The sequence below is a fragment of the Eudoraea adriatica DSM 19308 genome, from assembly GCF_000382125.1.
GTDB lineage: Bacteria > Bacteroidota > Bacteroidia > Flavobacteriales > Flavobacteriaceae > Eudoraea > Eudoraea adriatica.
On record NZ_KB907552.1, the window covers coordinates 4860 to 19034 of the forward strand.

General features: G+C 38.4%; 15 protein-coding genes and 1 pseudogene. 8 read left to right on the plus strand and 8 right to left on the minus strand.

From position 1 onward, the window contains the following. From G504_RS19850 to G504_RS20100, 5 genes and pseudogenes are all read left to right on the plus strand, one after another. Nucleotides 1-846 (plus strand): annotated as a pseudogene (locus G504_RS19850) (hypothetical protein); the annotation flags it as partial. Nucleotides 847-849: 3 nt separating this feature from the next. Next, nucleotides 850-2010: a gliding motility-associated C-terminal domain-containing protein gene (locus G504_RS0114890; protein WP_026348609.1), complete on the plus strand. Its 1161-nt coding sequence runs from the start codon at nt 850-852 to the stop codon at nt 2008-2010. A 263-nt stretch (nt 2011-2273) separates the two neighbouring features. After that, a complete protein-coding gene (locus tag G504_RS0114895; protein WP_019670992.1) occupies nt 2274-3005 on the plus strand; it encodes a M15 family metallopeptidase in 732 nt (243 codons plus the stop codon). A gap of 44 nt (nt 3006-3049) precedes the next feature. Beyond that, nucleotides 3050-3820 (plus strand): M48 family metalloprotease, encoded by a 771-nt coding sequence (locus tag G504_RS0114900; RefSeq protein WP_019670993.1) that lies wholly within the window; start codon nt 3050-3052, stop codon nt 3818-3820. Between the two features lie 119 nt (nt 3821-3939). Continuing rightward, a complete protein-coding gene (locus G504_RS20100) occupies nt 3940-4107 on the plus strand; it encodes a DUF6747 family protein (protein ID WP_019670994.1) in 168 nt (55 codons plus the stop codon). A gap of 114 nt (nt 4108-4221) precedes the next feature. On the opposite strand, the gene G504_RS0114910 is transcribed toward G504_RS20100, so the two are convergent. Next, nucleotides 4222-4611, minus strand: a complete 390-nt coding sequence (locus G504_RS0114910; protein ID WP_019670995.1) for an ankyrin repeat domain-containing protein — start codon at nt 4609-4611, stop codon at nt 4222-4224. A gap of 233 nt (nt 4612-4844) precedes the next feature. Here G504_RS0114910 and gpmI point away from each other — a divergent pair, with 233 nt between their 5' ends. The 3 genes from gpmI to G504_RS0114925 are packed head-to-tail and all read left to right on the plus strand — an operon-like array spanning nt 4845 to nt 7983. Beyond that, nucleotides 4845-6362 (plus strand): 2,3-bisphosphoglycerate-independent phosphoglycerate mutase, encoded by a 1518-nt coding sequence (gpmI, locus tag G504_RS0114915; RefSeq protein WP_019670996.1) that lies wholly within the window; start codon nt 4845-4847, stop codon nt 6360-6362. Nucleotides 6363-6385: 23 nt separating this feature from the next. Next, the gene (gene map / locus G504_RS0114920) at nt 6386-7204 is read left to right on the plus strand and encodes a type I methionyl aminopeptidase (RefSeq protein ID WP_019670997.1); all 819 of its coding nucleotides are present in this window, start codon (nt 6386-6388) and stop codon (nt 7202-7204) included. 14 nt (nt 7205-7218) lie between these two features. Further along, nucleotides 7219-7983 (plus strand): class I SAM-dependent methyltransferase, encoded by a 765-nt coding sequence (locus G504_RS0114925; RefSeq protein WP_019670998.1) that lies wholly within the window; start codon nt 7219-7221, stop codon nt 7981-7983. Here the strand turns inward: G504_RS0114925 and G504_RS0114930 are convergent, their stop codons facing one another. The 7 genes from G504_RS0114930 to G504_RS0114960 all read right to left on the minus strand — a co-directional run bounded on the left by G504_RS0114930 (nt 7984) and on the right by G504_RS0114960 (nt 14175). Next, nucleotides 7984-9015, minus strand: coding sequence for an FAD:protein FMN transferase (locus tag G504_RS0114930; protein WP_019670999.1), 1032 nt, complete (start codon nt 9013-9015; stop codon nt 7984-7986). Next, nucleotides 8993-9349 carry a hypothetical protein gene (locus tag G504_RS0114935; RefSeq protein ID WP_019671000.1) on the minus strand — a complete coding sequence of 119 codons (357 nt, stop codon included), beginning with the start codon at nt 9347-9349 and terminating at the stop codon, nt 8993-8995. Before G504_RS0114935 ends, G504_RS0114930 begins: the two co-directional genes overlap by 23 nt. Before the next feature lie 71 nt (nt 9350-9420). Continuing rightward, nucleotides 9421-10728, minus strand: coding sequence for an NADH:ubiquinone reductase (Na(+)-transporting) subunit F (nqrF, locus tag G504_RS0114940; RefSeq protein WP_019671001.1), 1308 nt, complete (start codon nt 10726-10728; stop codon nt 9421-9423). Then, on the minus strand, nt 10725-11477 hold the full coding sequence (gene nqrE, locus G504_RS0114945) for an NADH:ubiquinone reductase (Na(+)-transporting) subunit E (protein ID WP_019671002.1): 753 nt from the start codon (nt 11475-11477) through the stop codon (nt 10725-10727). The genes nqrF and nqrE overlap by 4 nt, the downstream gene beginning before the upstream one ends. Before the next feature lie 21 nt (nt 11478-11498). Next, on the minus strand, nt 11499-12146 hold the full coding sequence (locus G504_RS0114950) for an NADH:ubiquinone reductase (Na(+)-transporting) subunit D (RefSeq protein WP_019671003.1): 648 nt from the start codon (nt 12144-12146) through the stop codon (nt 11499-11501). 2 nt (nt 12147-12148) lie between these two features. Further along, nucleotides 12149-12898, minus strand: a complete 750-nt coding sequence (locus tag G504_RS0114955) for a Na(+)-translocating NADH-quinone reductase subunit C (protein WP_019671004.1) — start codon at nt 12896-12898, stop codon at nt 12149-12151. Between the two features lie 2 nt (nt 12899-12900). Beyond that, on the minus strand, nt 12901-14175 hold the full coding sequence (locus tag G504_RS0114960) for an NADH:ubiquinone reductase (Na(+)-transporting) subunit B (RefSeq protein ID WP_019671005.1): 1275 nt from the start codon (nt 14173-14175) through the stop codon (nt 12901-12903).

Here is a 14175-nt window from a genome sequence, read left to right on the forward strand (position 1 = left end):
GATCCGGGGCCGCAAGGAATACAAGGACCAATAGGACCACTAGGACTTACCGGACCAGCAGGAGCCAATGGCGCTGATGGTGTACAAGGACCAATAGGTTTAACGGGACCTGCAGGACCACAGGGACCCGCTGGAGCTGATGGTTTAGACGGTACCGAAATTTCAGGAACTTCTGGCTCGATCTTTTTTGCCGGTTCCGATGGTAAAATAACCGAAAACAATAGTCAGGTATTCTGGGACAATTCCAACAATAGATTAGGAATCGCAACCAATAGTCCGACTGAAAAAATTGATATCAATGGTAGTGCAAGATTTAGAACATTGAGTAATGCAGATAACACCGATGATATTATGGCGGTAGATGCCTCAGGCGTAATTCAAAGATCAAAAGTGAACTATGGTGGTCGATGGACAAATTCAAATACTTCTACCAATTTAAATTCAAATAATACACAGGCTCCAATATTTGGAACTGAAGACTATAAGGACGACGGCAATAATTTGTACCAGGTTAGTGGCAACACTCTTATAGTCAAGGCCACGGGCAGATATGACATAAGAGCTAATTTATCATTAATAGGTATAGACTCTTCTGGAAGCTTAGAGCAAGGCACAAATGTAAATGCCAGAATTGCAATAAATGGCATAGCTGTTGGGGCCATTGGAGCATCAGGATATATAAGTTTTAAATCAAATCATGAGCATTCCAGCATTCATGTAAATGAAATATTGCAACTTAATGCAAATGATGTCATCACAATTCTTACATATCAGGAAGCTAATTCAGGAACTGTTCAATTTAGTGGTTCGGGAGAATCCAGTTTTGTAATAAACAAGCTAAGATAACCAGTGAGATTCCTTTTTTCCATATTAGTATTTTTTGCCTGGAGCTTTCAGCTTATGGGTCAGGAGGCCCTGCATAATTATGGTAACATTCAGATCCATGAAACCGCAATGGTTGGATTGCATTTGGATCTCATAAATGACGGTAGTTTTGACCAGAATATGGGCCTTGTTGGCTTTTACAGTGATATTGGAAATTTAACTGTTTCAGGGGCTTTTACACCTGTGTTTTTTGATACTGAAATTGCTGTTGAAGAAGGTTTGGTGCTTCAGACTTCTTTAGGCGTAAATAACAATGGAAATTTAATAACTGGTGATATCATAACCCCCAGAACGCAATCTGGGGTTTATTCAAATTTCTTTGACAAATCCTTTTATACAGGTGAAAGCAGCGTTTCTAAAGTATATGGTTATGCAGCGATGACCAATAAAGATAGTTTTGTTTTTCCTGTCGGAGACGATCAAAGGTTAAGACCATTAACTATAAGCTCAATGGCAACAAATGCCCTGGCAAAATGTGCCTATTTTTTTGAAGACCCCAATAATTCAAAAACCTTGAATGCCATTTATAATACAGATAAAAAATCATCTGAATATATGTCTGTCTCCGACAGAGAATTCTGGAGGCTTGAAGGTGATGTTCCCTCTTATGTAACCCTTACCTGGGATGGCTATAGCAATATTGCCGCTTTAGGTGAATTTATCAGTGATCTCAAGGTTGTAGGATGGAACAAAGCTGAAAACCAATGGGTTAATTTAGGGAATACCGGAGTTGAAGGTGGAATGGATTATGGTTCTGTTACATCAGATCTGTTTATTCCCAACGATTATGAGATAATTACCATAGGTGGCAATGATGACATGCTGGAAACCTTTGATACCATTGAATTGGATAACTATTATATGACCCCTAATGGCGATGGTCAGAATGATGTCCTGACGATTGAGGGTATTGAAAATTCCCCTAATAATTCGCTTCAGATTTTTAATCGATATGGTGTATTGGTGTATAGTATGGATAACTACGATGGACAGTTTAACGGCTATTCAAACATGGAAAATGCTATTCAAAGAAATTCCGGATTAGAGAGCGGAATCTACTTTTATATTATTACCCTCAATGACTTACGTCGAAAACACCAGGGTTATCTTTACATTTCCAACTAAACTGTTATCTCTTCCTAAACCTAACTGTTATTTGCCGGGCTTTTTGTACATCATTCTGCTTTAACACCAGATAATCATCTGGAGGGTACATTTTTTCTTAAAAATACTTCTTAAATTTGGTGTATCCACTACCATGCATATGCTTTAATAGATAGTAGTTGTTTGGAGGATTAATTATTTATAAGAATCGTAAATTAGATATTTGGTATCTTTTTTGATTTGGGGATGGAAATCATATTAACCCCCTTAATAAATCAATAATTATGGAAAGAAGACTGTTTATTAAAAGAAGTGGAGTTGGCGGTTTTGCCATTGCCATAGTCCCGGGCAACTTGTTTTCGCAAGAGATCAGATATTCCATGGAGGAACTAATGGGCAAAGCAGATATTGACCTTTATGGTGAGGATATAAATTTAAGAAAGGAAGCACATGATGCATTTGTTGAAATGAGAAAAGCTGCACTCGCTGATGGAATCGATATAAAGATAGTTTCAGGGTATCGCAGTTTTGACAGGCAAGCGGTCATTTTTGAACGTAAATATTTGAAATATACGGATGACGGGATGGAGCCTTTGGATGCAATTGAAAAGATAATTGAGTATTCTACTATTCCAGGCACAAGCAGACACCATTGGGGAACTGATGTAGATCTTATTGACGGGAATCCCAGTGTAGACGGAGATGTACTTGTGGCCAGTAAATTTGGAACAGACGGGCCATTTGAAAAATTCAAACTCTGGATGGACGAAAACTCCGAGAAGTTTGACTATTACCTGGTTTATACGAATAACCCAAAACGGAGAGGGTTTAAATATGAACCCTGGCACTACAGCTATGCCCCACTATCCAGGCCTATGCTTAAAACGTTCAGACTGAAAAATATTTTAAAACAATTGAAAGCGGAAGACTTTTTAGGAAGTGATGATTTGACAACAGAATTTGTAAAAATCTATATTGAAGACAATATACTGGATATAAATCCGGAGCTTTTGTAGTCTATTTTTCTACACTTTAAAATAACTGAAATAAACATTTTGCTATGAGAAGAGGAAGTTGGAAAATTCGAATAGTTATAGGCCTGGTTATTGTTGCAATTGCGCTTATCCAACGATGGAATAATCAAGAAGAAAACCCATATACCGGAAGGGTTCAAAATATCAATATGACCTCTGAACAAGAAATTGCCATTGGTCTGCAAAGTGCTCCGGAAGTGGCCCATCAATATGGAGGCTTATATCCCGATGAACGCCTCCAAACCCTGGTTGATGTCATTGGAGACCGTCTGGTTCAAAACAGCATTGCGCGGGAATCTCCTTATGAATACGAATTTCATTTGCTTGCAGATGACGAGACTATTAATGCTTTTGCCCTGCCGGGTGGCCAGATTTTTATCACCTATGCATTATTCAAACAACTCAATGAAGCACAACTGGCAGGTGTCCTTGGCCATGAGATTGGGCATGTAATTGGCAGGCATTCGGCTGAGCGTATTGCTGACAGCAACTTTTGGAAAACCGTTTCCATGGGTGCCAGTGTGGGTGCAGATGCAGGTAGCCTGGTAGGTAGTATTGGACAAAATACCCTTTTGACAAATGGTCGTGAAGACGAACTGGAGAGCGATGACCTTGGGGTTTTGTTTATGATGCAAAGTAATTATCAACCCGAAGAAATGATCGGTGTAATGAAGATTTTAAAAGCAGCAGCCGGGCCGGATAGGGTTCCGGAATTTCAAAGTACACATCCGGATCCTGATAATAGAATTGAAAGAATACAGGAATCTATAGAGAAATACAAAGATCAGACCGGATAAGATTTATTGGGTTGTTTCTGGGATGTGAATCTTTTTTTTGTATATTTGACGTTACCTCCCAATCTTTTTACGCCCCTAATTTAACCCTTATAGCTTAATTTTAATTTAAATGAAACTATATGGGAACGCTATTACATTTTAAAAGTCTTTATTTTGAGGCATTTGATGACTGTAAACCAGAATTTGTTGTAATACTACTGAAAATTTATTCCTTTTTCTGCGTTTTAATGTTATCTATGGCCATCTATGCTTTTTTATACAGGGCTTTTACAGGATTTGAATTTTAGTAATTGAATTTTCGTAAACTCTTTTACAAGGACACTTTTTGTTTTAAACCAATCAAAACTAAAAACCCTGACAAAAATGTCAGGGTTTTTTATGATTGATGAATAAACTTTTTTCTAAATATTGTGGCCTTCTAAAACCGCCAGGGCCTCCTTTGCCTTTGAAAGTTTTGCTAACTTCTTGGCAGTATATCCCTGATCATTTTTTGCTGATAGGTTGGCGCCGTTTTGAATAAGTAATTCTAAAATTTCAGCCTTGTTATACCTTGCCGCAAACATGGCAGGTGTCATACCCAAAGATTTTTCATTAACGTCTTCTCCAAGTTCAATTAATTTTTTTACGGTCTCAAAATCGCCTTTAAGAATGGCTTTGCAAAAGGAATTAATTTCAAGGTTTTTAACATTGATAGTTGTTCCGTCAAATTCACTGCTTGTGTTGTTCTCGGCATAAACGCCAGAAACAGCAAGTAAACATGCTGCTCCAAAAATCAGAATTGCTTTTTTCATGATGAATTGATTTTAATTGATGAATAGATTTTGATTATATTATAATAGACGCCACTTATGACAAATTGTTTCAGCATTAACATATAAATAACTTAATTTTAACAACTCAACTTTATCTGCAGTTGAATATTTAGGACTATACGACCTACCCAAAAATTTTAAAAAAGCCTGAAGGAATACTGGCAAACAACAGTAAATCAGTGTACTTTTGCTTATTCTTTAAATAAAAGACTATGAACAAAAAGGTAATCTTAATGATCTTGGATGGATGGGGTAAATCTCCGGACCCAAAAGTTTCGGCTATTGATAACGCCAATACACCTTTTATAGATTCGCTTTACAAAAATTATCCTAATGCCAATCTGCTCACCGACGGTATGAATGTTGGCCTCCCAAACGGTCAGATGGGTAATAGTGAAGTTGGTCATATGAATTTAGGAGCCGGACGAATTGTCTATCAGGATTTGGCAAAAATTAACCTTGCCGTTAAAGAAGATACACTCAAAGAAGAAAAAGAACTTAAAAATGCTTTTGAATATGCAAAAAATAATAATAAGGATGTTCATTTTTTAGGTTTAGTAAGCAATGGAGGTGTTCATAGCCATATTGACCACCTGAAAGGTCTTATTGAAGTTAGCGAGAATTATGGGGTAAAAAATGCATTTATTCATGCCTTTACAGATGGAAGAGACGTTGATCCAATGAGTGGAATTAAATTTTTAGAAGACCTTACAGATTTCTGCTCCGATAAAAATACCAGATTAGCCTCTGTTATTGGAAGATATTATGCTATGGACAGGGATAAAAGATGGGAACGCGTAAAAAAAGCATATGATTTATTGGTAAATGGGAAAGGCGAACTCTTTAAAAGCATATCTGAAGCGATGCAGAATAGCTATACCGAAGGCATAACAGACGAATTTATTAATCCAATAGCCTTGGTTGATGAAGCCGGGGAACCCCAGGCAAAAATTAAAGATGGTGATGTCGTAATTTTTTTCAACTTCAGGACAGACCGGGGCAGGGAACTTACACAAGTATTAAGTCAGAAAGATTTGCACGAACATAACATGCACAAATTGGATCTTTACTATGTAACACTTACAAACTACGATGATTCATTTACCGGAGTACATGTTGTTTATGACAAAGATAATATTGAGGAGACTTTAGGTGAAGTACTTGCAGAGAATGGTAAAAAACAGATACGAATTGCTGAAACAGAAAAATATCCTCACGTAACTTTTTTCTTTAACGGAGGAAGAGAAATACCTTTTGATGGGGAAGAACGAATATTATGTCCCTCACCCAAGGTTGCGACATATGACATGAAACCCGAAATGAGCGCATATGAAATTAGAGACGCTATAATTCCCGAGTTGAATAAAGGTGAGGTGAACTTTGTGTGCCTCAACTTTGCAAATCCGGATATGGTGGGGCATACAGGAGATATGAAGGCAGCGATAAAAGCCTGTGAAACCGTTGATAAATGCGCAGAAGACGTTATCAATGCAGGATTGCAAAATGGATATTCCACCATAGTAATTGCAGATCATGGAAATTGCGATACGATGATTAATCCGGATGGCACCCCAAACACTGCACATACCACAAATCCTGTACCTCTGATCCTTGTAGATAAGGATATAAAACAAATAAATGATGGTGTGCTTGGCGACATTGCTCCTACAATTCTCAAATTAATGGGAATTCCGAAGCCGGCATTAATGACCCAACACGCGTTGATATAGGTCTAATGTACTAAATTTGCATCATGGTAGTGATTAAGACAATAGAAGAGATTGAACTTCTTAGAGAAAGTGCTTTGGTGGTTTCTAAAACCCTGGGAATGCTTGCCTCTGAAATTAAGCCGGGGGTAGATGGGCTTTACCTTGACAGGTTAGCAGAAGAATTTATCCGCGATCATGGTGCCGAACCGGGTTTTCTTGGGATGTATGATTTTCCAAATACATTGAACCTGAGTCCGAATGCGCAGGTCGTGCATGGTATTCCAAATAAAGAACCATTGAAGGATGGCGATATCATTTCCGTAGATTGCGGTGCTTTAAAAAACGGATTTTATGGAGACCATGCATATACATTTGAGATTGGAAATGTAGAAGAAGAAACCAAAAATCTGCTCAGAGTTACCAAGGAATCCCTATATATAGGCATAAAGGAGTTTAAGGCCGGAAACCGCGTTGGCGATGTTGGTTATGCCATTCAAAATTACTGTGAAAGCCATGGATACGGTGTAGTGCGCGAACTTGTAGGGCATGGTCTTGGAAAAAAGCTGCATGAAGGACCTGAGATGCCAAATTATGGCAAACGGGGAAGAGGGAAGAAATTTGTTGACGGAATGGTTGTGGCCATTGAACCCATGATTAATATGGGCACCAAACGTATAAAACAGCTCCGTGATGGCTGGACTATCCTAACCGCCGATGGAAAACCGAGTGCTCATTTTGAACATAATGTAGCCCTTATAAATGGGAAACCGGAATTGCTATCTACCTTTCAATATATCTATGATGCCCTCGGCATAACCAGTAATGAAGAAGATGAATTTAGGGTGAAAAAATTACAACTCTAATCAGAATAAGGGTTTTGAAAAAACTATTCAAATTTGTCCTCAACAAAATCCCCAGGCCATTATTAATTCAACTGAGTTACCTGGCCAGACCAATACTCGCATTGACACTTAAAGGGGATAAATATACAGATCCGATTGATGGAAGGCAATTCAAAAGTTTCCTGCCGTATGGATATGAAAACCCCAGGGAAAATGTACTGTCACCCTCTACCCTTTCTCTGGAAAGACACCGGCTATTATGGTTATATCTGAAGGATGAGACCAATTTTTTTACTGCACCTCTCAAGGTTTTGCATTTTGCACCCGAACAGGCTTTCTATAAGAAATTTAAGAAGCTAAAAAATCTGGAGTATACCACTACAGATTTAAACTCTCCGCTTGCTGATGTGAAAGCAGATATTTGTGCGCTTCCATTTAAAGATGATTCATTTGATGTTATATTGTGTAACCATGTACTGGAGCATATTCCTGACGACCGTAAAGCACTAAGTGAGCTATATCGTATACTTAAACCTTCTGGTTGGGGTATTTTGCAAATACCACAGGATTTAAAAAGAGAAGTTACCTATGAGGATAATTCTATTACAGATAAAAAAGAAAGGGCTAAAATTTTTGGGCAATACGATCATGTCCGGATTTATGGGCGGGATTATTTTGATCGATTAAAGGAGGCCGGTTTTATTGTAAAAGCTGTTGATTATACGGCAATGATGACTGATGCTGAAATTGAAAAATACAGATTGGCAAAGGGAGAATTAATTCCTTTCGTAACTAAATAATTAACGCACTACTAATTTTTTAAATCCGGGAGTCATAAATTCTGCAACCTCCCCATCCTTTTCAAGATAAATAATATAGGCATCAAGCTCTTCCTGCTGGTTCAGCACTTTTTTAGATTCAGGTAATTCCATTGCCATCATTGCGGTGGCATAAGCATCTGCCTTTGCACAGCTATTTGCAATTACACTTACAGCCAAAATTTGGGAATCTCTCGTGTACCCGGTTTTAGGATCAATCGTATGCACATACTTCTGACCTGTTATTGAGTCTACCCTGAACTTTCTGTAATTCCCAGACGAAGCCATAGCCTTGTCTGCAAGTTGAAGCGTGAGTTTTAATCTTCTGCCCTCCTCTATCTGCGGATCATCAATACCAACTATCCAGGACTTATTTTTGATTTTGTTTTCTCCTTTTGAAATGATCTCGCCTCCCACTTCAATCAAATAATTCCCGATATCTTTTTGATCTAAAAGTATTGCCAGTCGGTCTATGGCATAGCCCTTGGCAATTGCATTGAAGTCCATAAATATCCTTGGGTCTTTCTTTGTAATAGTCCCGTCTGAATTTAATCGGACTTTATCTAAACCTACGAATTGCAGAATACTGTCCACTTTTGAGCTATCCATCTTTACGATATCTCCGGGTCCAAATCCCCATGCATTAACCAGAGCACCAACGGTTGGATCAAAATAACCATTGGTGTTAGCATGAACCTCCTGTGAAAGTTCAAATACTTCACGAAACATTTGGTCTACCCGGACTGTTGCGTCCCCGTTATTTATTTTAGATATATCCGAATCCGGAATATATGTAGACATTGAATGGTTTATAACTTCAAATACAGAATCTATTTCACTCTGAATATCAAGTTCCCTTTCCGTTAGGTATGTAATACTATACGACGTTCCCAAAGCACCTCCAAAGCTCATGTTCTTTACATAGGAATCGGGTCCCGGATTACAGCAAACAATAGTGGCTAGGAAGAATGTGAAAATCAAAAACCTGGAACTATACTTCAATAAGTCCATCATAATTGACAATATATGATTCATTTAAATAAACAGGCAGGTTTTGATCAATCGCATTAGACAAACCAACTCCTGCATAATACGTCTTTGCTTCAAATTTGGAGGCCTGCTGTTTTACTTTCAGCATCAGATTCTTGTCATACAATTTAATGTCATTGGGATAGACAACATTTCGTACAACAATAAAATGCAGTTGTTTTTCTTTAAGACAGACAAACTGAGGGTTTTTCTTTGGTTTGCTGTTTACACCCATAAATTCATACCCTTCAGATTCGAGCTGCCTACCTACAATGTTCATAGCAAGATTGTGTAATTCCTGTTCCGTTAGCGCTTTCATCTTAAAACTTACTTATCAAAAAAAACCGATATTGATCAATATCGGTTTTAAGTTGTATTCTTTAAAATATTTTAGCCTCCAAAGTCATCAAAACGTATATGTTCATCCGGAATACCAAAATCTTCGCCCATCTTTTGAACCGCTTTGTTCATTAGCGGTGGTCCGCAAAAATAAAGTTCAATATCTTCCGGGGATTCGTGATCGTTTAAGTAATTATCAATCACACAATTATGAATAAATCCAACAAATCCATCACCAGGACCATCGAGACTCTCCTTAACTTTCCAGTTGTCCTCCTCCAATGGTTCCGAGAGTGCCATATAGAATTTGAAATTCGGAAATTCTTTTTCCAATGCTTTAAAATGTTCAATGTAGAACAATTCCCTTTTTGAGCGACCGCCATACCAGTAAGTAACCTTACGATTGGTTTTTAAAGTTTTAAACAAATGATATAAATGAGATCTCATTGGGGCCATCCCGGCACCACCTCCAACATACAACATCTCCGAGTCTGATTCATTGATAAAAAACTCTCCGTAGGGTCCGGATATTGTTACTTTATCCCCTGGTTTTTGCGCAAATATGTAGGAGGATGCAACTCCAGGATTTACATCCATCCAACCGTTCTTTGACCTGTCCCATGGTGGAGTGGCAATCCTGACATTCAGCATTATTTCCCTGCCTTCTGCAGGATAAGAAGCCATAGAATATGCCCGCTCAACCACTTCTGTATTTTTCATTGTCAATGGCCAAAGGTTAAATTTATCCCACTCATTCTGAAACTTATCTGGTGTTTCATGCTCTTCAGGGTGTGCAGTTATATCTATATCGGAATACTTTATTTGGCAGGGCGGAATCTCTATTTGAATGTATCCTCCGGCTTTGTATCCCATATCCTCCGGTATTTCCACTACAAATTCCTTAATGAAAGAAGCTACATTATAATTCCGTACTACTGTCCCCTCCCACTTTTTAATGCCAAATACTTCTTCAGGGATAGTAATTTCCATATCCTGCTTTACTTTGACCTGGCAGGCCAGTCTTGCCCCTTCATTCAATTCCCTTTTTGAAAAATGAGGTGTTTCTGTAGGTAGTGCCTCGCCACCACCGGACAGCACATGGCACTCACATTGAATACAGGTCCCACCGCCACCGCAGGCCGAAGGAAGAAATACTTTTTGATTCCCCAAAGTAGCAAGCAAAGAACTTCCGGATGCTACTTCTATCTTTTTTTCTCCATTAATTGTTATTGTAACCGGACCTGATGGAGAAAGCTTTTCTTTTGTAAAAAGTAAAAGTGTCACCAGCAGTAACAACAATATCATAAAAGCAATAACCGTAATTGTAATGGTCCCAAAGGTGCTTGTAGCTAATATCATTCCTCTTCTATTATTAGGTCGTTATAAGAAATTTCTTTCTCATCCAATTCTTCTTCAACTTCAACTATTACTTTATTCTCCTCAATCTTTTCGGACGCCGTTTCTTCAATAGCTGCAGGAGCTTCATCCCCACCGGTCAGCATCCCTCCAAAACTTTGAAAGCCTATTCCCATTAATCCGGTAATGATAAAAGTAATTCCAAGGCCTCGCAATGGTGCAGGGACATTTGAATACCTTATCTTTTCACGAATAGCGGCGATTGCCAAAATGGCCAAAAACCAGCCTATTCCAGAACTAACTCCGTAATTAAACGCTAATCCCAATGTTTCGATCTCCCTTGATTGCATGAACAGAGATCCACCCAAAATAGCACAGTTAACCGCAATTAATGGTAAAAATATTCCAAGGGAATTGTATAAGGCTGGTGAAAATTTTTCAACTACAATTTCTACTAATTGTACCATCGTTGCTATGGTAGCTATAAAAAGAATAAATGACAAAAAACTTAAATTATAATCGGCGTATTCCGGGCCTAACCATACAAGGGCGCCATCTCTTAAGAGATACTGATCCAATAACCAGTTAAGCGGCACTGTAACTGCCAATACAAATATAACAGCTGCTCCCAATCCTACCGCAGTGGCTACTTTTTTAGATACAGCCAAATACGAGCACATCCCCAGAAACACGGCGAAGACCATGTTATCTATAAAAATGGATTTAAAAAATAATTCTATATGTTCTAACATATCCCTCTCTTAAAAAGTAAATTAGTTTTCCTCTATTAGTGCCCTGTTTCTCGAGCGTTGTACCCAGATAATTATCCCAACAACAATTAACGCGGCCGGTGGAATAATCATAAATCCGTTGTTCTCATAGCCTGTAGCGTATAATCCTGTTTTAGCTACCGGATCTCCAAAAACCTTAAATCCAAATAAGGTTCCAGATCCCAACAATTCTCTGAAAAAGCCTACTACTATGAGGATTATTCCATACCCCAAAGCATTTCCAATACCATCTAAAAAAGCTTTCCAGGGTCCGTTGCCCAAAGCAAAGGCTTCAAACCTACCCATAATGATACAGTTTGTAATAATTAAACCTACAAAAACGGATAGTGTTTTACTCAATTCATACGCAAAAGCCTTAAGAACCTGATCAACTATGATTACTAATGTCGCCACAACTATTAGCTGAACAATAATCCTGATCTTCGTAGGAATGATATTTCGTAACAGAGATATAACAACATTTCCTACTCCTAAAACAAAAAGAACAGAAATGGCCATAACTACAGAAGCCTGCAATTCTGCGGTAATAGCAAGTGCAGAACAAATACCAAGTACCTGGATTGTAATTGGATTGTTATCCGCAAGCGGATCTAAAATCAGGTTTGTGTCTTTCTTTGAAAGTAGTGCCATTGTTAATTAACTCTAATAGTTTCTAAATAGTCCTTATATAAATTCACGCTCTCCCTAATCATTGCCGAAACCCCATTACCGGTAATTGTAGCTCCAGCAAGAGCATCTACCTCATTGTCGTCCTTTATATTATTTTCCGGATCATTATTTCCCTTAGCCACAGCTATGCCTTTCAGTTGATTATTGCTCAATATCGACTCCCCGATAAAATCGTCTAAAAAATAACGCTGTTTGATATTCGCTCCAAGTCCTGGTGTTTCAGACTTATGATCAAAGTAAACTCCCTGGACTACCATATTCTCATTAAGTGCTATAAACCCCCATATGGCATCCCATAGCCCTTTTCCATACATGGGTATGATATAGTATTTATTTCCTCCTTTTTCTCCTATAAAAACGGGAAGCTCGGCAGTTTCGCCTTTCTTAATAGAAGCTATTTGTTTTTTAAGGTCAATAAGGTACGCCTCATCATTTTGTGTGATTTGATCACCATTTATTACGAGTTGTTCCGTGATATATTTTGAAAATTCAGCCTCCACCCTATCTGTAGGAACGAAATTTACACTGCCCCCACCTTCATTTTCATTGACTCCCATAGCGTAGAGAATATTCTGCTGCTTTTCAAATCTTTCATTCTCCGCAATTTTGCCACTTAAAGCCGAGGCAAGATAGGCCAGGACCGATCCAACAATTATGACCATTATTGCAGCGAAGGCTATGGTGTAACTATTATTTTCTTTATTAAATGCCATACTTAAATTGTTTCTACTTTAAGTTCTTCTTCTTTCCCGTCCGTACTTTTAGGGAAAATTGTTGCCTGCTTCAGTCGCTTCATCCTTCTTCTGATATTACCCTTAACGACGTAATGATCAATTGTTGGTGCAAAAACATTCATCAATAGAATAGCAAGGAACACGCCTTCAGGATAAGCAGGGTTAAATACCCGAATCATTACCGATATAAAACCTATCAGAAATCCATAAATCCATTTTCCTTTATTTGTTTGAGACCCGGTTACCGGATCTGTGGCCATGTAAACAATGCCAAAAGCAAGGCCACCTACAAGGAGGTGTTTCCAGAAATCAAAGCTCATCAATCCGTAAAAAGTGCTTCTTTCGCCAATCCAGCCCAAATCAACTATCCCATTAAAGATAAGTCCCATAACCAGAGAACCCGCTACCGCACTTACCATAATTCGCCAGCTGGCAATTTTACTGAAAATCAGGAAAAGACCACCAAGTAAAATCAAAAAAGCGGAAGTCTCCCCTACTGAACCGGGAATAAAACCAAAAAACATATCAGATACTGAATACGAAAATTCGCTGGTATTGTTCTGTGCGAGATATCCAAGGATAGTTTCACCAGAAATAGCATCTGCAGTACCTGCGCGTTCAACAGCACCGTGAACCCAGACTTTATCTCCGCTCATCCAGGTGGGATATGCAAAAAACAAAAAAGCCCTTATAGTCAGGGCAGGATTTAAAATATTCATTCCCGTACCTCCAAAAACTTCTTTCCCTATAATTACCCCAAACACAACGGCAACGGCTAACATCCATAATGGTGTATCTACAGGCACTATTAGCGGTACCAGCATACCAGTTACCAGATAACCTTCTTCTACTTCATGACCTTTTATTACCGCAAAAATGAATTCAATTAGTAAACCTACGCCGTAGGAGACAATAACCAGAGGAATAACCAACACAAATCCCAACCAGAAATTATCCCAGGTGAGAAAGTGCTCCATAACTGAAAAATTTTCCGGAAAACCGTTGATTGCCGAATAATGTTGATATCCCGTATTGAAAAATGAGAATAAAAGCACAGGAATCAGGGCCATAATTACCGTATTCATTGTGCGCTTTAGATCGTCGGCTGCTCTTATGTGCGAACCTGTATGTGTGGTTTCATCGGGTGAAAACAAAAATGTATGAAAGGCATTAAAAGCAGGAGCCATCTTTTTGCCTCTGTACCTGTGTTTTAAAATATGCAATCTTTTCTTAAAGGTCAATCGTTTATTGCTCAT

Coding starts and splice junctions, on each gene's coding strand:
- G504_RS0114930 (WP_019670999.1), bottom strand. CDS start 9,015: ATGATGGACTTATTGAAGTATAGTTCCAGGTTTTTGATTTTCACATTC.
- G504_RS0114960 (WP_019671005.1), bottom strand. CDS start 14,175: ATGAGCAATAAACGATTGACCTTTAAGAAAAGATTGCATATTTTAAAA.
- G504_RS0114955 (WP_019671004.1), bottom strand. CDS start 12,898: ATGGCATTTAATAAAGAAAATAATAGTTACACCATAGCCTTCGCTGCA.
- G504_RS0114900 (WP_019670993.1), top strand. CDS start 3,050: ATGAGAAGAGGAAGTTGGAAAATTCGAATAGTTATAGGCCTGGTTATT.
- map (WP_019670997.1), top strand. CDS start 6,386: ATGGTAGTGATTAAGACAATAGAAGAGATTGAACTTCTTAGAGAAAGT.
- gpmI (WP_019670996.1), top strand. CDS start 4,845: ATGAACAAAAAGGTAATCTTAATGATCTTGGATGGATGGGGTAAATCT.
- G504_RS0114950 (WP_019671003.1), bottom strand. CDS start 12,146: ATGGCACTACTTTCAAAGAAAGACACAAACCTGATTTTAGATCCGCTT.
- G504_RS0114910 (WP_019670995.1), bottom strand. CDS start 4,611: ATGAAAAAAGCAATTCTGATTTTTGGAGCAGCATGTTTACTTGCTGTT.
- G504_RS0114935 (WP_019671000.1), bottom strand. CDS start 9,349: ATGAAAGCGCTAACGGAACAGGAATTACACAATCTTGCTATGAACATT.
- nqrF (WP_019671001.1), bottom strand. CDS start 10,728: ATGATATTAGCTACAAGCACCTTTGGGACCATTACAATTACGGTTATT.
- nqrE (WP_019671002.1), bottom strand. CDS start 11,477: ATGTTAGAACATATAGAATTATTTTTTAAATCCATTTTTATAGATAAC.
- G504_RS0114895 (WP_019670992.1), top strand. CDS start 2,274: ATGGAAAGAAGACTGTTTATTAAAAGAAGTGGAGTTGGCGGTTTTGCC.
- G504_RS20100 (WP_019670994.1), top strand. CDS start 3,940: ATGGGAACGCTATTACATTTTAAAAGTCTTTATTTTGAGGCATTTGAT.